Source organism: Listeria ivanovii subsp. ivanovii, assembly GCF_900187025.1.
Classification (GTDB): Bacteria; Bacillota; Bacilli; order Lactobacillales; family Listeriaceae; genus Listeria; species Listeria ivanovii.
Genome location: NZ_LT906478.1, coordinates 1735660 through 1755306 on the forward strand (window position 1 = coordinate 1735660; position 19647 = coordinate 1755306).

The window sequence follows — 19647 nt, forward strand, 5'->3', positions numbered from 1 at the left end:
TATTTAGTTTTTTTAATCCCTTCAAATGGATTGAAATTATCATACCACTTGGGACTTCTAACTGTCAAACATTAAATTTCTATTTTCTTGATAGCATGCATTTTCTTTTCCCCAAAAGTCAATAAGAAACAGCCAAGTAAAAGGATTCCAGCAACAACAAAATAAAATATTTGATTTCCAAAAATACCAATCATCACTCCAGTAACGCTAGGTCCAATAATACTTCCCATACTAAAGCACATCCCAACCAAAATATTTCCAGCTGGAAGTAGCTCAAGCGGCGTCAAATCAGTCATATACGACAATCCAAGAGAATACAGAGAACCAAGTAAAATCCCCAGTACAAAGAAAAAAATCACAAACAATACTGGCAAATTAACAAAAGCCGTTAACACAAAAACAAAAGCTCCCAGTCCAGTCAAAAACGGTAAAATTTTCCCACGACCAAATTTATCACTAACCATCCCAATAGGAACTTGAAACAAAATAGTTCCTACAGAAAAAGAAGAAATAATTACAGCAATCAACATTGTATCTAATCCATTTCGTAACCCAACAACTGGGAAAGTCGCATTTAACCCCGTTTCCAAAATCCCATACAAAAACGGAGGAATCATTGCAACCCATGCTAACTTAAAGACCTCCGAAAAACGCTTCAAACTACCCCAAAAAGAAATTTTTCGTATAACAGCTTTATCCCCAACAAACTCATTCTTAAGAAACCAAACTAATCCCCAAGCAATCAAAACTAAAATTCCTGATAAAAAGAATGGTAAATTAGCATTAACCTTAACTAAATTAACTAATTGAGGCCCAATCGCAAATCCCAATGAGAAAAACAAACCATAAATTGCCATATTTCGGCCTCGCTTACTTGGATCACTCATCGCGCCAATCCAAGTCTGTGAAGAAAAGTGTAACATATGATCTCCTACACCAATAAGCAAACGCAAGAAAAACCAAAAATATAAATTAAACCAGGTTGGAAAAGCTAGCATCGCAACTGCAACAAGCCCCCCACCAACCAGTATAATCGGTTTATAACCATATTTATGTAATGGAGCCTCGATAAATGGTGAAATGAGCAAAACCCCTAAATAAATACCTGTAGCATGAAACCCATTTATCCCAGCGCTTACACCTTTCCCCTCTAAAATAATTGCAATAAGTGGTAATAATACGCCTTGTGACAAACCAGAAATTGCCACAACCATTGTTAAAATCCAAAACTTTCCTTTAGAACCCATAACAACCTCCAAAACAATTGATACGAAATGAAAAAACAATGTCGAAAATCGACATTGTTTTTTGGATGACCCGTACGGGAATCGAACCCGTGTTACCGCCGTGAAAGGGCGGTGTCTTAACCGCTTGACCAACGGGCCATATCTGGCGGAGAAGGAGGGATTTGAACCCTCGCGCCGCGCGAGCGACCTACACCCTTAGCAGGGGCGCCTCTTCAGCCACTTGAGTACTTCCCCAGATATATAGTATAATCTTATCCTATTTAAGGAATAACTCCACAGGCAGGACTCGAACCTGCGACCGATCGGTTAACAGCCGATTGCTCTACCAACTGAGCTACTGTGGAATAAAATGGGCCTAAATGGACTCGAACCATCGACCTCACGCTTATCAGGCGTGCGCTCTAACCAGCTGAGCTATAGGCCCCAGTAATGCTTGAATTTCATGGTAAAAAGCGGGTGATGGGAATCGAACCCACGACAACAGCTTGGAAGGCTGTAGTTTTACCACTAAACTACACCCGCATAATAATAAATTAAAAACAAAGGGCGGATAATGGGAATCGAACCCACGAATGCCTGAACCACAATCAGGTGCGTTAACCACTTCGCCATATCCGCCATAAGGCAAAAATGTTTAAAATAATGAATGGCTTGGGACAGAATCGAACTGCCGACACCTTGAGCTTCAATCAAGTGCTCTACCAACTGAGCTACCAAGCCATAATGGCGGTCCCGACGGGATTTGAACCCGCGATCTCCTGCGTGACAGGCAGGCATGTTAACCCCTACACCACGGAACCACTATTGCGGGGGCAGGATTTGAACCTACGACCTTCGGGTTATGAGCCCGACGAGCTACCAGACTGCTCCACCCCGCGACAATAATATTAAATTTAGTCCACATATCACAAGTGAAAAAACGGAGGAAGAGGGATTCGAACCCCCGCGCGGTATTACCCGCCTGTCGGTTTTCAAGACCGATCCCTTCAGCCAGACTTGGGTATTCCTCCATGATAATAATAAAGTGACAAGTGGACCTTGCAGGACTCGAACCTGCGACCGGACGGTTATGAGCCGTCTGCTCTAACCAACTGAGCTAAAGGTCCAAGTTAGAAAATAGCGGCGGAGGGAATCGAACCCACGACCTCTCGGGTATGAACCGAACGCTCTAGCCAGCTGAGCTACGCCGCCACAATAATAAGACTACCATTTTCTTGTTTATGTGATTAAAATGTGAAGTAAGTGGAGCCTAGCGGGATCGAACCGCTGACCTCCTGCGTGCAAAGCAGGCGCTCTCCCAGCTGAGCTAAGGCCCCATTATAAAGAATAATCAATCGGGAAGACAGGATTCGAACCTGCGACCCCTTGGTCCCAAACCAAGTGCTCTACCAAGCTGAGCTACTTCCCGTTTAATAAAGTGCGCCCAAGAGGAGTCGAACCTCTAACCGCTTGATTCGTAGTCAAGTACTCTATCCAGTTGAGCTATGGGCGCAAATATAAGTGCCGAGGACCGGAATCGAACCGGTACGGATATCACTATCCGCAGGATTTTAAGTCCTGTGCGTCTGCCAGTTCCGCCACCCCGGCGTTTCTATAAAATATGGAGCGGAAGACGGGGTTCGAACCCGCGACCCCCACCTTGGCAAGGTGATGTTCTACCACTGAACTACTTCCGCATATCATATAAGTGCGGGTGAAGGGACTTGAACCCCCACGCCTCGCGGCGCCAGATCCTAAATCTGGTGCGTCTGCCAATTCCGCCACACCCGCAAAAGTGAGCCGTGCTGGGTTCGAACCAGCGACCCTCTGATTAAAAGTCAGATGCTCTACCAACTGAGCTAACGGCTCTCTACAATAATTATGCACTATTATAAAGAAAATACAAATGGTGCCGGCTGCAAGAGTCGAACTCGCGACCTACTGATTACAAATCAGTTGCTCTACCAACTGAGCTAAGCCGGCATAAAAAATGGAGGTTAACGGGATCGAACCGCTGACCCTCTGCTTGTAAGGCAGATGCTCTCCCAGCTGAGCTAAACCTCCAGGAATACTGCCCGGCAGCGACCTACTCTCGCAGGGGGAAGCCCCCAACTACCATTGGCGCAGAGAAGCTTAACTACCGTGTTCGGGATGGGAACGGGTGTGACCTTCTCGCCATAACTACCAGACAATATTGAATTGTTGAAAGATTGCTCTCTCAAAACTAGAGAAGAAAGGGTTCAGTTAGGTAACTTCGTTTCATTTTTTGGTTAAGTCCTCGATCGATTAGTATTTGTCCGCTCCATGTATCGCTACACTTCCACTCCAAACCTATCTACCTGATCATCTTTCAGGGATCTTACTTTCCGAAGAAATGGGAAATCTCATCTTGAGGGGGGCTTCACGCTTAGATGCTTTCAGCGTTTATCCCTGCCACACATAGCTACCCAGCGATGCTCCTGGCGGAACAACTGGTACACCAGCGGTGTGTCCATCCCGGTCCTCTCGTACTAAGGACAGCTCCTCTCAAATTTCCTGCGCCCGCGACGGATAGGGACCGAACTGTCTCACGACGTTCTGAACCCAGCTCGCGTGCCGCTTTAATGGGCGAACAGCCCAACCCTTGGGACCGACTACAGCCCCAGGATGCGACGAGCCGACATCGAGGTGCCAAACCTCCCCGTCGATGTGGACTCTTGGGGGAGATAAGCCTGTTATCCCCGGGGTAGCTTTTATCCGTTGAGCGATGGCCCTTCCATGCGGAACCACCGGATCACTAAGCCCGACTTTCGTCCCTGCTCGACTTGTCAGTCTCGCAGTCAAGCTCCCTTGTGCCTTTACACTCTGCGAATGATTTCCATCCATTCTGAGGGAACCTTTGGGCGCCTCCGTTACTCTTTAGGAGGCGACCGCCCCAGTCAAACTGCCCACCTGACACTGTCTCCCCACGCGCTAAGCGTGGCGGGTTAGAATGGTCATACAGCCAGGGTAGTATCCCACCATTGCCTCCTCGTATGCTAGCGCACACGTCTCTTCGGCTCCTACCTATCCTGTACAAGCGGTACAAACATTCCATATCAGGTTGCAGTAAAGCTCCACGGGGTCTTTCCGTCCTGTCGCGGGTAACCTGCATCTTCACAGGTACTATAATTTCACCGAGTCTCTCGTTGAGACAGTGCCCAGATCGTTGCGCCTTTCGTGCGGGTCGGAACTTACCCGACAAGGAATTTCGCTACCTTAGGACCGTTATAGTTACGGCCGCCGTTTACTGGGGCTTCAATTCGTACCTTCGCCGAAGCTAAGCACTCCTCTTAACCTTCCAGCACCGGGCAGGCGTCAGCCCCTATACGTCACCTTACGGTTTTGCAGAGACCTGTGTTTTTGCTAAACAGTCGCCTGGGCCTATTCACTGCGGCTCTCTCGGGCTTGCACCCTAATAGAGCACCCCTTCTCCCGAAGTTACGGGGTCATTTTGCCGAGTTCCTTAACGAGAGTTCTCTCGCTCACCTTAGGATTCTCTCCTCATCTACCTGTGTCGGTTTGCGGTACGGGCAGTACTACTCTTCCTAGAGGCTTTTCTTGACAGCGTGAAATCAGGAACTTCCGTACTTCATTTCCTTCCCCATCACAGCTCATGCTTCGCGAGAAGCGGATTTGCCTACTTCTCACACTTACTGCTTGGACGCACATTTCCATTCGTGCGATTCCCTATCCTTCTGTGTCACCCCATCGGTTAAACAATTAGCACTGGTACAGGAATCTCTACCTGTTGTCCATCGCCTACGCCTATCGGCCTCGGCTTAGGTCCCGACTAACCCTGAGCGGACGAGCCTTCCTCAGGAAACCTTAGATATTCGGTGGAAGGGATTCTCACCCTTCTTTCGCTACTCATACCGGCATTCTCACTTCTAAGCGCTCCACCAGTCCTTCCGGTCTGACTTCACCGCCCTTAGAACGCTCTCCTACCACGAACCTCTATAAGAGGTTCATCCACAGTTTCGGTAATATGTTTAGCCCCGGTACATTTTCGGCGCGGGGTCACTCGACCAGTGAGCTATTACGCACTCTTTCAATGGTGGCTGCTTCTAAGCCAACATCCTGGTTGTCTAAGCAACCCCACATCCTTTTCCACTTAACATATATTTGGGGACCTTAACTGGTGGTCTGGGCTGTTTCCCTTTCGACTACGGATCTTATCACTCGCAGTCTGACTCCCGAGTATAAGTACATGGCATTCGGAGTTTATCTGAATTCGGTAACCCGAGAAGGGCCCCTAGTCCAAACAGTGCTCTACCTCCATGACTCTTTACCTCGAGGCTAGCCCTAAAGCTATTTCGGAGAGAACCAGCTATCTCCAAGTTCGATTGGAATTTCTCCGCTACCCACACCTCATCCCCGCACTTTTCAACGTGCGTGGGTTCGGACCTCCAGTAAGTATTACCTTACCTTCATCCTGGACATGGGTAGATCACCTGGTTTCGGGTCTACGACCTGTTACTTATTCGCCCTATTCAGACTCGCTTTCGCTACGGCTCCGCTTTTTCCGCTTAACCTTGCAACAAATCGTAACTCGCCGGTTCATTCTACAAAAGGCACGCTATCACCCATTAACGGGCTCTAACTACTTGTAGGCACACGGTTTCAGGAACTGTTTCACTCCCCTTCCGGGGTACTTTTCACCTTTCCCTCACGGTACTGGTTCACTATCGGTCACTAGGGAGTATTTAGCCTTGGGAGATGGTCCTCCCGGATTCCGACGGAATTTCACGTGTTCCGCCGTACTCAGGATCCACTCTGGAGGGAAAGCTATTTCAACTACCGGGCTGTTACCGTCTTTGGCGGGCCTTTCCAGACCGCTTCATTTATAACTTTCTTTTGTAACTCCGTATAGAGTGTCCTACAACCCCAAGAAGCAAGCTTCTTGGTTTGGGCTTTTTCCGTTTCGCTCGCCGCTACTCAGGAAATCGATTTTTCTTTCTCTTCCTCCAGGTACTTAGATGTTTCAGTTCCCTGGGTCTGCCTTCCTCACGCTATGTATTCACGTAAGGATACTATCCGACTAAAGATAGTGGGTTCCCCCATTCGGAAATCTCTGGATCAACGCTTACGTACAGCTCCCCAAAGCATATCGGTGTTAGTCCCGTCCTTCTTCGGCTCCTAGTGCCAAGGCATCCACCGTGCGCCCTTTCTAACTTAACCAATTTACTTCGATGAAGTAAAGGTTGTTTTTCTGATTTTCCGTATCAGCGATGATACTTCCAATCAGATGAAAGATTCACTTTCAGATGATTCTCGGTTACTTGTGTCATAAATAGTTACCTATTTATGCTAACTTTACTAACTTTCTTATCTAGTTTTCAAAGAACAAACAGTATAGAGAAGAATTAACCTCTCAAAACTGAACAAACAGAGAAGAACGAAAACTCACAGGTTTCCTTTTCCTTAGAAAGGAGGTGATCCAGCCGCACCTTCCGATACGGCTACCTTGTTACGACTTCACCCCAATTATCTGTCCCACCTTCGGCGGCTGGCTCCTAAAAGGTTACCCTACCGACTTCGGGTGTTACAAACTCTCGTGGTGTGACGGGCGGTGTGTACAAGGCCCGGGAACGTATTCACCGCGGCATGCTGATCCGCGATTACTAGCGATTCCGGCTTCATGTAGGCGAGTTGCAGCCTACAATCCGAACTGAGAATGGTTTTATGGGATTGGCTCCACCTCGCGGCTTCGCGACCCTTTGTACCATCCATTGTAGCACGTGTGTAGCCCAGGTCATAAGGGGCATGATGATTTGACGTCATCCCCACCTTCCTCCGGCTTGCACCGGCAGTCACTTTAGAGTGCCCAACTAAATGCTGGCAACTAAAATCAAGGGTTGCGCTCGTTGCGGGACTTAACCCAACATCTCACGACACGAGCTGACGACAACCATGCACCACCTGTCACTTTGTCCCCGAAGGGAAAGCTCTGTCTCCAGAGTGGTCAAAGGATGTCAAGACCTGGTAAGGTTCTTCGCGTTGCTTCGAATTAAACCACATGCTCCACCGCTTGTGCGGGCCCCCGTCAATTCCTTTGAGTTTCAACCTTGCGGTCGTACTCCCCAGGCGGAGTGCTTAATGCGTTAGCTGCAGCACTAAGGGGCGGAAACCCCCTAACACTTAGCACTCATCGTTTACGGCGTGGACTACCAGGGTATCTAATCCTGTTTGCTCCCCACGCTTTCGCGCCTCAGCGTCAGTTACAGACCAGAGAGTCGCCTTCGCCACTGGTGTTCCTCCACATATCTACGCATTTCACCGCTACACGTGGAATTCCACTCTCCTCTTCTGCACTCCAGTCTTCCAGTTTCCAATGACCCTCCCCGGTTAAGCCGGGGGCTTTCACATCAGACTTAAAAGACCGCCTGCGCGCGCTTTACGCCCAATAAATCCGGACAACGCTTGCCACCTACGTATTACCGCGGCTGCTGGCACGTAGTTAGCCGTGGCTTTCTGGTTAGATACCGTCAAGGGACAAGCAGTTACTCTTATCCTTGTTCTTCTCTAACAACAGTACTTTACGATCCGAAAACCTTCTTCATACACGCGGCGTTGCTCCGTCAGACTTTCGTCCATTGCGGAAGATTCCCTACTGCTGCCTCCCGTAGGAGTCTGGGCCGTGTCTCAGTCCCAGTGTGGCCGATCACCCTCTCAGGTCGGCTATGCATCGTTGCCTTGGTAGGCCTTTACCCTACCAACTAGCTAATGCACCGCGGGCCCATCTGTAAGCGATAGCCGAAACCATCTTTCAAAGTGATGACATGCGTCACTACTTATCATTCGGTATTAGCCCCGGTTTCCCGGAGTTATCCCCAACTTACAGGCAGGTTGCCCACGTGTTACTCACCCGTCCGCCACTAACATTGGAAGAGCAAGCTCTTCCTCCGTTCGTTCGACTTGCATGTATTAGGCACGCCGCCAGCGTTCGTCCTGAGCCAGGATCAAACTCTCTTTAAAATATAAATTGAATTTGAATACTTATTCAACACCGTGAATAAGATTCCTTGCGTCAAATTGACTTCGCTAGCAATTAAATTACTAGTTTGTTTTGTTGAAAACAGCTTTCTGTTTTCCGCCCTGCGATTACCAGTGAGACTTTACGTCTCATTGCTTTTCGTCTTCTTCTTTGTTCAGTTTTCAAAGGTCAGTAAGTCGCTTTAACTCTTGATGCGAGAATGTTTTCTTTTGTTTTTTGCGACTTTTAAATCATATCATTTCAACGCTTATCTGTCAACAACTTTTTAAATTTATTTTATGAATAAAATTCTTTTAAATCACTGCTATTGTAGCGCCGAAAACTAATATATCAAGTTTTGAGATATATGTCAACTGAATTATGCATAAAATTAAATAAAAATAAAAAAACACCTAGCGTGGCTAAGTGTTTTTGATTATTTATTTGATTGTTTTGCTTTGCAAGCTGGACATGTACCGTATACTTCTAAGCGATGATTATTAATTTCGTATCCAGTTACATGTGCTGCAAAATGCTCTACTTCATCAAGACCTGGATAATGGAAATCTACTATTTTTCCACAAATGTTACAGATTGCATGATAATGATTAGATGTAGAAAAGTCAAATCTACTAGAAGCATCGCCATAGGATAATTCTTTAATTAGACCAGCATCGCGAAAGACCCGCAAATTATTATATACAGTCGCTACGCTCATATTAGGAAAATTGCCTTCTAAAGCTCTATAAATATCGTCTGCGGTTGGGTGTGTATGTGAGTTAATTAAGAATTCAAGTATAGCATGACGCTGAGGAGTTATTCTTACTCCTGTTTTCTTCAAGACATCTACCGCCTCTTTTAGAGTTGCATTAGACACCGCCATGCACTCCCTTCCAAAAATAATTATTATACTCATAATACCGGAAATAACGCCTTAATGTCAATAGAATGGCATAAATTAGAGCTTAATAGCCTTTATTTAAATTAAGTTCATTTCGCAAATCTGTGCCCTCTTTATAATGTTTGATATTCTCTAGCCAAATTTCAAAACTCCGATCAAGATATTTGTCTGAATGCCCTGATACATGTGGAGTGATTGTTACATTGGGCGCTTGCCACAAGGAACTTCTTTTTGAAAGTGGCTCTTCTGGCAACACATCTAGATAAAAATGGGAAATCAGTTTTTGTTTCGTTGCTGTTTCTAATACGTCTAAACTAACAGCACTTCCTCTACCAATATTGACGAAAACAGCATTACGTTTCATTTGTTCAAAGAAAGATAAAGGATATATCCCTATGGTTTGTTCTGTTTGGGGTAGCACACTGACAAAAAAATCTGCTAACGGAGCTACTTTTTCTAACTCTTTAATGGCATATGTTTGCTCAAAATGTTTGACGGAATGGCCAGTTGTATTAACACCTATTAAATGCATATCAAAAGCTTGGGCAAATTCCGCCACTTTTGATCCAATTGCTCCTGTACCAGCTACCACAAGCGTTTTACCTGCTAATTCTGTGATTGGCTCTTCGCTTTCCCAGCGGTTACTTTTTTGCATATCATAGAAGAAAGCTGCTTTTTTTACGTGATTCAGCATAAAAGAAAGTGCATATTCCCCCATCGGAGTAGCGTGAATCCCTCTTACGTTCGCTACTTTTATTTTTCTGGCTTGAATAATTTCTCGAGGCAGGCTGTCTATCCCTGCTGAAAAGACCATAATGAATTTTAATTTGTTAGCACTCTTTATCATTTCTTCTGTTAAATTTGATCCATAAGTGACTATTACATCTACTTCTGATAGGTTGGCAAAATGATTACTGCTCTCATAATAGAAAGTATCTTCCGGAAATTTGTCTTCTTGTAATTTTTTTAGGTGATTTGGAACATCTAATGTAAATAGGACTTTCATTTTGCCTCACTCCCCATTCTTCTACTTTAAGTCAATTTTATGCTTTTTTTCGTTTATCGGCAATTATATTGTTTTTTCGATTGCGACATCTCGATTTTTCGCATAAAATGTAGAAGGTATTAAAATATTGAGGAGATGACAAAATGAATCATTCGATGTCAGAAAAATTGCATGATGAAGCACTTTTACATATAGTTGGCGGGGTCAATAGTCCTTCTAGATCGAACAAAGGTGTTGGGGGCGGGACTCCTGTTACAATGGAACGAGCTAACGGTGCTTACTTTTATGATGTAGACGGCAATAAATATATTGACTATTTAGCAGCATTTGGTCCAATTATTACTGGGCACGCGCATCCTCATATAACAGAAGCGATTACAAAAGCAGCGCAAAATGGTGTGTTATATGGCACACCAACCAAACATGAGATTACTTTTGCTAAAATGTTAAAAGAAGCCATTCCTTCCCTTGAAAAAGTTCGTTTTACCAATTCTGGGACGGAAGCTGTAATGACTACTATTCGTGTTGCTCGCGCTTATACGGGACGAGATAAAGTAATTAAATTTGCTGGCTGCTATCACGGACACTTTGATTTAGTTTTAGTAGAAGCTGGTTCTGGACCGTCAACGCTTGGTATTCCCGATTCAGCTGGAGTAACAAAATCTACTGCAGAAGAAGTGATTACGGTACCTTTTAATGATTTAGCATCTTTTAAAGAAGCACTTGCTGTTTGGGGTGATCAAGTTGCAGCTGTTTTAGTGGAACCGATTGTCGGAAACTTTGGTATGGTTGAACCAGCAGAAGGATTTTTAGAAAGCGTCAATGAACTTGCACATGCGAATGGCTCTTTAGTAATTTATGATGAAGTTATTACGGCATTTCGTTTTATGTATGGTGGTGCGCAAAACTACCTTGGAGTTATTCCTGATTTGACAGCGATGGGCAAAATTATTGGCGGTGGGCTTCCAATCGGTGCATATGGTGGTCGTGTAGATATTATGGAAAAGGTGGCTCCTCTTGGTCCGGCTTATCAGGCTGGTACACACGCTGGAAATCCAGCATCTATTTTATCTGGTATTGCTTGTTTAGAGGTTTTACAAGAGGAAGGACTTTATGACCGTTTTGAAAAATACGGCAAAATGTTAAAAGATGGCATTGAAAAGGCAGCTAACAAGTATGGTATTGCCGTAACAGTAAACCAAATTGTCGGTGCTTTAACTGTGTATTTTACAGATGAAGCCGTTACAAACTACGCAGAAGCTGGGGCTACTAACGGAGAATTATTTGGTCGGTTCTTTAAAGGAATGTTAGAAGAAGGCATTAACTTAGCGCCATCAAAATACGAAGCTTGGTTTATTACTTCGGCGCATTCAGAAGCAGATATTGAAGAAACTATTCGTGCTGTGAATACTGTATTCGCAAAAATGGTTCAAGATAACTAGGTAATATTACTGTATAAACTCGAGAGAAACGTTATAATAGAAGAAGTATGGGCAGGAATGCAACAAAATCCCGCTCAAATAGTTTATAGAAAGGAATAACCTTCCATGAAATTCGGAGCTAGAATTTTAAAAACAGGTATTGCAATAACACTTGCGCTTTTTATTGCCGAGCTTTGCAACTCACCTTCTCCATCTCTGGCAGGCATTTCCGCCGTTTTTGCTATCCAACCATCTATTTATAGGTCATATCGAACTATTTTAGAACGTGCACAAGGGAATATTATTGGCGCAATCATCGCGATAATTTTCGGGCTCTATATTGGGAATGATTTTATCTTGATTGGAGTTGCTTCGATAATCTGTGTTGCTTTATTAATGCAGCTCCGTTTAGAGAATACAATTGGTCTTGCCGTTGTGACTCTCATTATTGTTATGGATTCACCTGGTAATGACTTTTTAGAAATTGCACTTATTCGTTTTGGAACAATTATGTTGGGCTTAGTTGCCGCTTTTATCGTTAATTTATTTTTTATTCCGCCAAAATATGAAGTTTCGCTATTCCAGTTAATATACAATACCAATAGTGAGATTGTTCGATGGATTAAACTAAACCTTCGCCATGCTGCGGATTTCCCGCTTCTAAAAAAAGATATGGAATGGATGCAAAAACAGTTGAATCAAACACGTAACTTATATGGATTTTACCGTGAGGAGCGAACATTTCTTAAAAAAAATGCGGTTTCTAAAGGTCGAAAAATTGCCGTATATAGGCAAATGCTACTTTGTTCGCAAAAAGGTTTTGAACTTTTAAAAATCCAACATCGTTATGAAAATGATTATTTACAACTGCCGCCAGATAAGCAAGAACTAATTAGACAGCATATTGATTATTTAACAGATAAACACGAACAACTGCTACTTACCTACATTGATAAAGTTTCAATTGATCTTGATTATGTAGAATCGCATTTAGCGCAAGACCCGCAAGATTTAATGCAACTCTTCCTTCGCGAAATGGAAGAAACGGAAAAAGATGAATATGAGGAAATGATGGACAAATATCATTTAATGCGCATTATTGCTTCTATTTTTGCTTATCAAGAGACTGTTGACTATTTAGAAAAATTAATTCATAGCTTTAAACTTCGACATACAGAAGAAAATCAGATTGATATTAATGTGAATGAAGAATAAACAAAAAACGAGCTTGGAAAATTAATTCCCAAGCTCGTTTTTTAACGGTATTCTTTATACTTTTCATACCAAATGTCGATATAATCAGGAGAAAATGGACCTTTTTTGTCCAAAATCCAGTGACTCAACACATCTACATTAGTCTTTAGTATCCGGTCAATCGAGTCTGGATACTTCATTTGGCGACGGTGTTGTTCGTATTCGCCCTCATCAAGCAAATGAAACCTACCATCTGGGAATACTTTAATATCGAGGTCATAGTCAATGTACTTCAGCGCTTGTTCATCTACTGCAAAAGGTGTCCCTAAATTGCAATAATGATAGATACCATCTTCGCGAATCATTGAAATTACATTAAACCAGTAATCACTATGAAAATAACAAATTGATGGTTCGCGCGTTACCCATTTACGTCCGTCTGCTTCCACAACTAATGTGTGGTCGTTTCCACCGATAATAATATTTTCCGTAGATTTAAGCACCACTGTCTTTTTCCAAGTACGATGAAGTTTACCGTTATGTTTGTAGCTCTTGATCTGTATTATTTCTTTCTCTTTGGGTAAGTACATCCTTTATCCTACTTTCCTCATGTACTATCAAAATCAATATCATTATAACATAACGTTCTACTGCAAAAAAACAATATTGTGCTGAAACCGTACAATTTCATCAAAAAACTCAGATTCACCCCAAAAACAAGTGATTTTCCGCTTAACTATACAAGTAAAGTTCTCCCACCATCAACTAAAATTGTTTGTCCGCGAATCATGTCTGCTTTGTCACTGGCAAGAAATAAGACCGCATTTACTAAATCAGCAGGTGTTATCATTCGCCCAGCAGGTGTTTTACTTACAGCATCCTCAAGTAATGCTTCTCGATTTGGAAAATGATTTAAAGCTTCTGTTTCGATTAAACCACCAGAAACAGCATTCACAGCAATCCCAAAAGGGGCTAGTTCTACTGCTAAATAGCGAGTAAGTGATTCTACTGCGGCTTTAGAAACACCAACAGTGGTATAGTTTTCTAAATAACGAATCGATCCAATGGAGCTAAGACTGATAATTTTTCCACTGTTCTCACGTTGCATCAATTTCGCTGCTTCTTGACCAGCAAACAGTAACGCTTTAGCATTAATGTTCATCGTCCAATCCCAGTGCGATTCTTCTAACTCCATTAAAGGTCTAAGTACCCCACTAGCAGCATTATTAATAAACACATCTAGTCTTCCAAATTCCGCGTCCACAGCTGCAAATAGTTCTTTAATCTTTTCCACATCACCAACATTTGCTTTAAAAATTTCACATTTTTTGCCTAATTGTTCAATTTCTAGTTTCACTTCTTCTGCTTTTTTTCGGTTTCTTGAAAAATTAACTGCGATATCATAACCTTCTTTTGCAAATGCGATTGCAATCTCACGACCAAGCCCTCTACTACTTCCTGTTATTAGTGCTACTTTGTTCACTTTGTTATTCCCCCTTATATTGTTTCCAGACTTGCCACATTTTTTGATAAGGAACCGGAAAAGCAAGTTGTTCCATTTCTTCCTCTGTTGCAAAATACCAATTTTCTCTTACTTCTGCTGATTGAAGTATTGCTACTTGGATGTCCATTTTCCAGACTAGGTGCGAGAATACATGTTTAATATGCGCGATTGGTTCCGTGTCGAGTAAAACATCTAGTCCATATGTATGTAAAAATTGTAATTTAGCCACTTCTTTATTTTCTTTCTTAGCAATTTCTATGGTTGGAAACTGCCACATATTAGCAAGCAACCCGGTTTCAGGTCTTTTTTCAATCGCAACTTTGCCATCTTCTGAAAAAACAAGGATGCTCAGCAGTTCTTTTGTTTTTGTTTTTACTTTTTTGATTTTAACGGGATAATTTGTTTCTACGCCATTTTTATGTGCCTCGCAAAATGATTGAAGCGGACAAAGCAAACACATTGGTTTGGTTGGCGTACAGACAAGTGCACCAATTTCCATTAACCCCTGATTAAACGATGCAGGCCTTTCTTTGTCAATCAATTGATAGAGCACTTCTTCAAAAATCTTTCGTGTAGATGCCTTCATGATGTCTTCATTGATTTCTAACACACGTGCAATTACACGCATTACATTACCATCAACTGCAGGCTCAGCTTGATTGTAAGCGATACTTAAAATGGCGCCTGCTGTATATGGACCTACCCCTTTTAAAGATAAGATTGTTGCTAAATCACTCGGAACTGTTCCAGAAAAATCCGCCATCACTTGCTTCATCGCGGCTTGAAGATTTCGTACTCGCGAATAATAGCCCAGCCCTTCCCATGCTTTTAAAATAGCTGCTTCATCTGCATTTACAAAACTTTCCATCGTTGGAAATTGTTTCATAAAGCGATTGAAATATGGAATTACTGTGTCAACTTTGGTTTGTTGTAGCATAATTTCTGAGACCCAAATTCGATAAGGTTCGGTATTTTCACGCCATGGTAATATACGCTTATTCGCTTCATACCAGGAAACGAGTGCTTTTTGAAAGGCGGTTATTTTTTCTTCGTCCCAAGTTAATCTGCTCATTTTTCTCATTTTCCCCTCGTAATTCTAATAGATTTCTAATGTGTGATTATATAGATGTGTAGTATAATGTAAACAGGGAATAAAAAAAGTATACCCATTCTTAAGCCGATTTCTATTATACCGAATGCTGGCTTAATTGAATAGTGTTGTGCTTTATTTAAACAACATGAATTGTATTTTTAAAGACCGATTATTAGAGGAGGCAAAAGTCATTGGATACTGGCACACATGTAGTAATGGGAATTGCACTCGGAGCGTTAGCAACTGTAGACCCGGTCGTTGCCGGAAGTTCTCAAGCTGCCATTGGTATTATGACAGCAACAATTATTGGTTCACAAATCCCAGACATTGACACTGTATTAAAACTTAAAAATAACGCTGATTATATTAGAAATCATCGTGGAGTAACACACTCCTTGCCAATGCTCGCAATTTGGCCATTACTTATTTCATCTATTTTATACCTATTCTTCCCAGCAGCCACGTTCATTCATTTATTATTATGGACATTTATCGCAGTTGGGTTACACATTTTTGTAGATATTTTTAATGCCTACGGGACACAAGCGATTAGACCTTTTAAGGAAACCTGGGTCGCATTTGGATTTATCAATACTTTTGATTGGTTCATTTTTGGTTCTCACGTAGTTGCTATTGCCGCTTGGTTACTTGGTTCTCCAGCTGTTCCGACCTTTATCACGCTATATGTCATCTTAGCACTTTATTATGTAGCAAGGTTTATAACACAGCGAATGATTAAACATGCGGTTCAAAACTTGATTCCAGACTCTGAAGAAATCATTATTGCTTCCACGATTCACTTCTTTCAATGGCGTGTGGCAGTTACAACAAAAGATCATTATTATGTAGGCAGAGCTTTCAAACGAAACATTTCGATTTATGAAAAATTCGATCGTGTTCCTGTGCCAGATAACGAAATCATTCGTTCTGCAAAGTTAGACAAAAATCTCGCAGCATTCATCTCTTTCTCCAAAGTATATAATTGGAGAGTTGAAGAAAAATTAGACGGGACTTATGTTACTTTCACAGATTTACGTTATCGTAGTAATGGACATTATCCCTTTGTAGCTGTAGTGAAATTAGATGATGATTTAAAAATTGTCTCATCTTACACTGGTTGGATTTTCTCTACCGAAAAGTTAGACAAAAAATTAGCACCTGTTAGTATTTAAAAAAAGGTCCCGAAAAATTTCGGGGCCTTTCAGACTGTAGACAAAGTGAGAAATCATTTTATCTGCAGTCTTTTTTGTTTTATAATAATGGTAAGGCTTACATAAAATGATGAGGTGATAAAAATGCTTTCTAAACATCAACAACAAGCACGAAATCAATTAGTAGCTATTTCTTTAGATGATTTGGTCCCAGAGGACCATTTAGTAAGAAAAGTAGATAATGTGATTAACTTTGACTTTATCTATCCATTGGTAGAACATACTTATTCTCATACTGGAAGACCTAGTGTAGATCTGGTAGTCCTCATAAAGTTAGTACTCATTCAATATCTTTTTGGTATCCGTTCCATGCGCCAAACCATCAAGGAAGTAGAAACGAACATGGCTTATCGCTGGTTTTTAGGGTATGATTTCAATCAGAAAATCCCCCACTTCTCTACTTTCGGAAAAAACTATGTTCGACGTTTTGCAGAAACGGATGTATTTGAACAAATTTTTTATCGCATTTTAAAACAAGCAATGGATGCTGGTTTAGTCGAACCTGAAGTTGCTTTTGTGGATTCTACCCATGTGAAAGCGAATGCGAATAAACATAAATTTCATAAAAAATTGGTTCGAAAAGAAACACGCGTTTATCAAGAAGTACTAGAAGAGGAAATTAATGTAAGCCGGGTTGCCGAAGGAAAAAAGCCTTTCACCAGGAAAGAAAGTCAGGAGGAGAAAGAAATTAAAATAAGTAATACAGATCCCGAAAGCGGCTACTATGTCAAAGGGGAACGAGAAAAACAATTTGCTTATTCTTTCCATACGGCTTGTGATACCAATGGTTTTATTCTAGGATCTATTATTACTCCAGGAAACATTCACGATAGTCAACAGTTAGTTCCACTTATCGAAAAATTAAAAAACACCCTTTCGACGCCTTCGGTGGTGGTTGCTGATGCAGGTTATAAGACACCAATTATCGCTAAGTATCTTTGGAGTCAAGGCATAGAAGCGGTGCTTCCTTATACTCGACCAAAAGGAAAAGAAGGGTTATTTTCAAAACGGGCATTTCTATATGATCAGTATTTAGACAGTTATATTTGTCCCAATAACTCGTTATTATCTTATGTTCGAACTACAAGAGATGGTTATCGTCTTTATAAATCTACTCCTCTTCACTGTAGTAGTTGTTCCTTATTAAAGGATTGCACGCAAAATAAACAAAAGGAAAAAACGATTCTGCGACATATCTGGGAGCCTTACTTAGAAGTATCAGAGGAATTGCGTTTCACAGAACAGCATAAAAAATGGTATAAACGCAGAAAAGAAACCATCGAAAGATGTTTTGCGGATGCCAAAGAAAAGCATGGTATGAGATGGACTACTTATCGCGGACTTGCGAAAGTAACTCTCCAAGCGATGCTTACTTTTGCAGCCATGAACCTGAAAAAGATGGCTAACTGGCTATGGGAAAAGGCTATGCCTTTTTATTTTTTTGCCTATAAACAGAAAAAAACGAAAGTTCTCATCGTTTAACCTTTGAGAACTTCCGTTTTTCTACAGTCTGAAAGGTCCCGAAAAATTTCGGGGCCTTTTTATTATCTACCAGTACTTCCAACTCCACCAACACGGGATTCATTAGCAACAATATCCGTATCCGCAACGAGATATTTCTGGAAAACACCTTGGGCAACACGTTCTCCTAGCTCAATTTCTACAGGCTCTGTGGAAAAATTTTTAATGGCTATTCCAATATTGCCGTCATTTCCAGGATTACTGTAATAGGAAGAATCAATAATTCCTGTCCCATTACAAAGTAGTAATCCTTTTTTGATGCCAATCGATGAGCGTACATGAATATTTAATACTTCATCTTCTTGCATGTAACTTTTAACGTCGGTCCAAAAAATATGTTTTTCCCCTGGCTCGATGACTACTGTTTCATTGGAGAAAAAATCGTACCCCGCTGAACCTTTGTCTCCTCGGATTGGTAAAGCTATCGTTTGGTTGACAAACTTTCTACTCGCTTCATTTACAACTTCAAAACCTCTTACTTTCATGTAGTTGCCTCCTATTTGTTTGGATCTTTTCTTTCAACTTGATGTAAAAAACTACCATGGCGCTCGATTTGCTGCCGAACATAGTCTGATGCATACTCAGGACCGCGATACGGATATCCTGCTTTTGCATAAGAGCTTTCGAAATCGGACCAAAGCATTTCAATCCACCACATGGCTTGTTCTTTATCTAAATGCGGATTTTTCGCCATTAATTCCGCTGTCAGTTCTTCTAAATACTCGTACACTTCATTCTTCCTCCTCGAAACTAATCTCATTTTCCGTTAGGTATGATTGAATTGTATCATAAGAAAAACCTTTCTGCATCAGTGATGTTATCGTTTTTTGCTTAGCGATACTTGGTTTATAACGTTTATTTTTACGAATTGCTTTTTCTAGTTGTTTTTGTAAGATTTCTATTTCGTCAGCTGCATCTAATTCACTGGTAACATTGGTTGCTGCAACTTTCGCAAGTTCGCTTGTGTAACCTTTTTGGATTAAATCTGTGATGATTTTTTGTTGTAATGTTTTTTTTGCACTCTTATTATTTCGACGCATGATTTTCCGGGCTTGTTTTTCAGCATTTTCGACTTGTGCTTCTTCTGAATATTCCTGAATAACTTGACTAATAATTTCTCGTGTTAGACCTTTATCAACTAATTCTCGTTCAATCGTTCGCGGTCCTTTTAAAGTAGTTTTAATTTGTGTTTTCGTATATAACTCGGCAAATTCGGCGTCATTAATATAATCCATATCTGCTAATTTTTTCAAAATCGCATCAATTGCATCGAGCTCCATTTCTTGTTTTCGCAAGTAATCACGAATTTCTTTTTCAGACCGGACACGATGTGATAGGAAATTAATTGCTTTATTCAACCCTTTTCGCACCATATCTGCTTGTTTTATTTCTTCTATTTCTGACTCTGTTATTGTCTTGCCTTTCATTAGTTGGAATCTGGCTAAAACCTCTTCGTCTACGCTAAAGTTGTATTTTTCATCAATAAAAATGTTGTAACGTTCTTTATTTTTTTGTTGGACACTTATGGACGTGATTTTCATAATCCGCCTCCTTCTCTCATCTATCATACCTCAAA

General features: G+C 41.6%; 13 protein-coding genes, 21 tRNA genes and 3 rRNA genes. 4 read left to right on the top strand and 33 right to left on the bottom strand.

Translation table 11 applies throughout. The features are described from left to right. Positions 1 to 71: 71 nt before the first annotated feature. From CKV67_RS08510 to CKV67_RS08640, 27 genes are all read right to left on the bottom strand, one after another. The gene (locus tag CKV67_RS08510) at positions 72 to 1247 is read right to left on the bottom strand and encodes an MFS transporter (protein WP_014093042.1); all 1176 of its coding nucleotides are present in this window, start codon (positions 1245 to 1247) and stop codon (positions 72 to 74) included. Between the two features lie 66 nt (positions 1248 to 1313). Next, positions 1314 to 1385: transfer RNA gene (locus CKV67_RS08515), tRNA-Glu, on the bottom strand. A 5-nt stretch (positions 1386 to 1390) separates the two neighbouring features. Then, positions 1391 to 1481, bottom strand: a tRNA-Ser gene (locus CKV67_RS08520). 37 nt (positions 1482 to 1518) lie between these two features. After that, positions 1519 to 1591, bottom strand: a tRNA-Asn gene (locus tag CKV67_RS08525). Positions 1592 to 1597: 6 nt separating this feature from the next. Beyond that, positions 1598 to 1671 (bottom strand) — tRNA-Ile (locus CKV67_RS08530). A gap of 27 nt (positions 1672 to 1698) precedes the next feature. Continuing rightward, positions 1699 to 1769 (bottom strand) — tRNA-Gly (locus CKV67_RS08535). 23 nt (positions 1770 to 1792) lie between these two features. Beyond that, positions 1793 to 1865 (bottom strand) — tRNA-His (locus tag CKV67_RS08540). Positions 1866 to 1894: 29 nt separating this feature from the next. Beyond that, positions 1895 to 1967, bottom strand: a tRNA-Phe gene (locus CKV67_RS08545). 4 nt (positions 1968 to 1971) lie between these two features. Next, positions 1972 to 2047, bottom strand: a tRNA-Asp gene (locus CKV67_RS08550). A 4-nt stretch (positions 2048 to 2051) separates the two neighbouring features. Continuing rightward, positions 2052 to 2125, bottom strand: a tRNA-Met gene (locus CKV67_RS08555). A 42-nt stretch (positions 2126 to 2167) separates the two neighbouring features. After that, positions 2168 to 2257 (bottom strand) — tRNA-Ser (locus CKV67_RS08560). A 22-nt stretch (positions 2258 to 2279) separates the two neighbouring features. Next, positions 2280 to 2353: transfer RNA gene (locus CKV67_RS08565), tRNA-Ile, on the bottom strand. Between the two features lie 11 nt (positions 2354 to 2364). After that, positions 2365 to 2438 (bottom strand) — tRNA-Met (locus tag CKV67_RS08570). A gap of 52 nt (positions 2439 to 2490) precedes the next feature. Further along, positions 2491 to 2563 (bottom strand) — tRNA-Ala (locus CKV67_RS08575). A gap of 18 nt (positions 2564 to 2581) precedes the next feature. Next, positions 2582 to 2655 (bottom strand) — tRNA-Pro (locus tag CKV67_RS08580). Between the two features lie 10 nt (positions 2656 to 2665). Next, positions 2666 to 2739 (bottom strand) — tRNA-Arg (locus CKV67_RS08585). Positions 2740 to 2748: 9 nt separating this feature from the next. Then, positions 2749 to 2834: transfer RNA gene (locus tag CKV67_RS08590), tRNA-Leu, on the bottom strand. Between the two features lie 14 nt (positions 2835 to 2848). Beyond that, a tRNA-Gly gene (locus tag CKV67_RS08595) sits at positions 2849 to 2923 on the bottom strand. 12 nt (positions 2924 to 2935) lie between these two features. After that, positions 2936 to 3017, bottom strand: a tRNA-Leu gene (locus tag CKV67_RS08600). Between the two features lie 5 nt (positions 3018 to 3022). Then, positions 3023 to 3095: transfer RNA gene (locus CKV67_RS08605), tRNA-Lys, on the bottom strand. A 38-nt stretch (positions 3096 to 3133) separates the two neighbouring features. Then, positions 3134 to 3209, bottom strand: a tRNA-Thr gene (locus CKV67_RS08610). 8 nt (positions 3210 to 3217) lie between these two features. Continuing rightward, positions 3218 to 3290, bottom strand: a tRNA-Val gene (locus CKV67_RS08615). 9 nt (positions 3291 to 3299) lie between these two features. After that, positions 3300 to 3415, bottom strand: a 5S ribosomal RNA gene (gene rrf, locus CKV67_RS08620). 77 nt (positions 3416 to 3492) lie between these two features. Further along, a 23S ribosomal RNA gene (locus CKV67_RS08625) occupies positions 3493 to 6425 on the bottom strand. A 247-nt stretch (positions 6426 to 6672) separates the two neighbouring features. Beyond that, positions 6673 to 8222, bottom strand: a 16S ribosomal RNA gene (locus CKV67_RS08630). The 16S, 23S and 5S rRNA genes sit together here with 21 tRNA genes alongside, the layout of an rRNA operon. A gap of 434 nt (positions 8223 to 8656) precedes the next feature. Then, positions 8657 to 9103, bottom strand: coding sequence for a peroxide-responsive transcriptional repressor PerR (gene perR / locus CKV67_RS08635; RefSeq protein WP_014093043.1), 447 nt, complete (start codon positions 9101 to 9103; stop codon positions 8657 to 8659). Between the two features lie 82 nt (positions 9104 to 9185). After that, positions 9186 to 10127 (bottom strand): NAD(P)-dependent oxidoreductase, encoded by a 942-nt coding sequence (locus CKV67_RS08640; protein WP_014093044.1) that lies wholly within the window; start codon positions 10125 to 10127, stop codon positions 9186 to 9188. A gap of 143 nt (positions 10128 to 10270) precedes the next feature. Here CKV67_RS08640 and CKV67_RS08645 point away from each other — a divergent pair, with 143 nt between their 5' ends. Beyond that, a complete protein-coding gene (locus tag CKV67_RS08645) occupies positions 10271 to 11569 on the top strand; it encodes a glutamate-1-semialdehyde 2,1-aminomutase (RefSeq protein ID WP_014093045.1) in 1299 nt (432 codons plus the stop codon). Positions 11570 to 11674: 105 nt separating this feature from the next. Then, positions 11675 to 12763: an aromatic acid exporter family protein gene (locus CKV67_RS08650; protein WP_014093046.1), complete on the top strand. Its 1089-nt coding sequence runs from the start codon at positions 11675 to 11677 to the stop codon at positions 12761 to 12763. 41 nt (positions 12764 to 12804) lie between these two features. On the opposite strand, the gene ntdP is transcribed toward CKV67_RS08650, so the two are convergent. The 3 genes from ntdP to mutY form a co-directional block, all read right to left on the bottom strand. Beyond that, the gene (gene ntdP / locus CKV67_RS08655; RefSeq protein WP_003719986.1) at positions 12805 to 13332 is read right to left on the bottom strand and encodes a nucleoside tri-diphosphate phosphatase; all 528 of its coding nucleotides are present in this window, start codon (positions 13330 to 13332) and stop codon (positions 12805 to 12807) included. Between the two features lie 146 nt (positions 13333 to 13478). Continuing rightward, positions 13479 to 14225, bottom strand: a complete 747-nt coding sequence (gene fabL, locus CKV67_RS08660; protein ID WP_014093047.1) for an enoyl-[acyl-carrier-protein] reductase FabL — start codon at positions 14223 to 14225, stop codon at positions 13479 to 13481. A 4-nt stretch (positions 14226 to 14229) separates the two neighbouring features. After that, complete coding sequence (gene mutY / locus CKV67_RS08665; protein ID WP_014093048.1) at positions 14230 to 15327, bottom strand: A/G-specific adenine glycosylase; 1098 nt, start codon at positions 15325 to 15327, stop codon at positions 14230 to 14232. Positions 15328 to 15530: 203 nt separating this feature from the next. Between mutY and CKV67_RS08675 the strand changes: the two genes are divergently transcribed. Both CKV67_RS08675 and CKV67_RS08680 read left to right on the top strand, forming a co-directional pair. Then, the gene (locus CKV67_RS08675; RefSeq protein WP_014093049.1) at positions 15531 to 16511 is read left to right on the top strand and encodes a metal-dependent hydrolase; all 981 of its coding nucleotides are present in this window, start codon (positions 15531 to 15533) and stop codon (positions 16509 to 16511) included. Between the two features lie 123 nt (positions 16512 to 16634). Further along, complete coding sequence (locus tag CKV67_RS08680; protein WP_014093050.1) at positions 16635 to 18032, top strand: IS1182 family transposase; 1398 nt, start codon at positions 16635 to 16637, stop codon at positions 18030 to 18032. A gap of 62 nt (positions 18033 to 18094) precedes the next feature. Here the strand turns inward: CKV67_RS08680 and CKV67_RS08685 are convergent, their stop codons facing one another. The 3 genes from CKV67_RS08685 to recX are packed head-to-tail and all read right to left on the bottom strand — an operon-like array spanning position 18095 to position 19612. Then, entirely contained in the window at positions 18095 to 18556 is a 462-nt protein-coding gene (locus CKV67_RS08685) for a dCTP deaminase/dUTPase family protein (RefSeq protein ID WP_014093051.1), read from the bottom strand. 11 nt (positions 18557 to 18567) lie between these two features. After that, on the bottom strand, positions 18568 to 18801 hold the full coding sequence (locus CKV67_RS08690; RefSeq protein ID WP_014093052.1) for a YfhJ family protein: 234 nt from the start codon (positions 18799 to 18801) through the stop codon (positions 18568 to 18570). 1 nt (position 18802) lies between these two features. Beyond that, positions 18803 to 19612 carry a recombination regulator RecX gene (gene recX / locus CKV67_RS08695; protein ID WP_014093053.1) on the bottom strand — a complete coding sequence of 270 codons (810 nt, stop codon included), beginning with the start codon at positions 19610 to 19612 and terminating at the stop codon, positions 18803 to 18805. Positions 19613 to 19647: the final 35 nt, after the last annotated feature.

Excerpts from the sequence above, each read along its gene's own strand:
- CKV67_RS08510 (WP_014093042.1), bottom strand. The coding sequence starts at position 1,247 with ATGGGTTCTAAAGGAAAGTTTTGGATTTTAACAATGGTTGTGGCAATT.
- perR (WP_014093043.1), bottom strand. The coding sequence starts at position 9,103 with ATGGCGGTGTCTAATGCAACTCTAAAAGAGGCGGTAGATGTCTTGAAG.
- CKV67_RS08640 (WP_014093044.1), bottom strand. The coding sequence starts at position 10,127 with ATGAAAGTCCTATTTACATTAGATGTTCCAAATCACCTAAAAAAATTA.
- CKV67_RS08645 (WP_014093045.1), top strand. The coding sequence starts at position 10,271 with ATGAATCATTCGATGTCAGAAAAATTGCATGATGAAGCACTTTTACAT.
- CKV67_RS08650 (WP_014093046.1), top strand. The coding sequence starts at position 11,675 with ATGAAATTCGGAGCTAGAATTTTAAAAACAGGTATTGCAATAACACTT.
- ntdP (WP_003719986.1), bottom strand. The coding sequence starts at position 13,332 with ATGTACTTACCCAAAGAGAAAGAAATAATACAGATCAAGAGCTACAAA.
- mutY (WP_014093048.1), bottom strand. The coding sequence starts at position 15,327 with ATGAGAAAAATGAGCAGATTAACTTGGGACGAAGAAAAAATAACCGCC.
- CKV67_RS08680 (WP_014093050.1), top strand. The coding sequence starts at position 16,635 with ATGCTTTCTAAACATCAACAACAAGCACGAAATCAATTAGTAGCTATT.
- CKV67_RS08685 (WP_014093051.1), bottom strand. The coding sequence starts at position 18,556 with ATGAAAGTAAGAGGTTTTGAAGTTGTAAATGAAGCGAGTAGAAAGTTT.
- recX (WP_014093053.1), bottom strand. The coding sequence starts at position 19,612 with ATGAAAATCACGTCCATAAGTGTCCAACAAAAAAATAAAGAACGTTAC.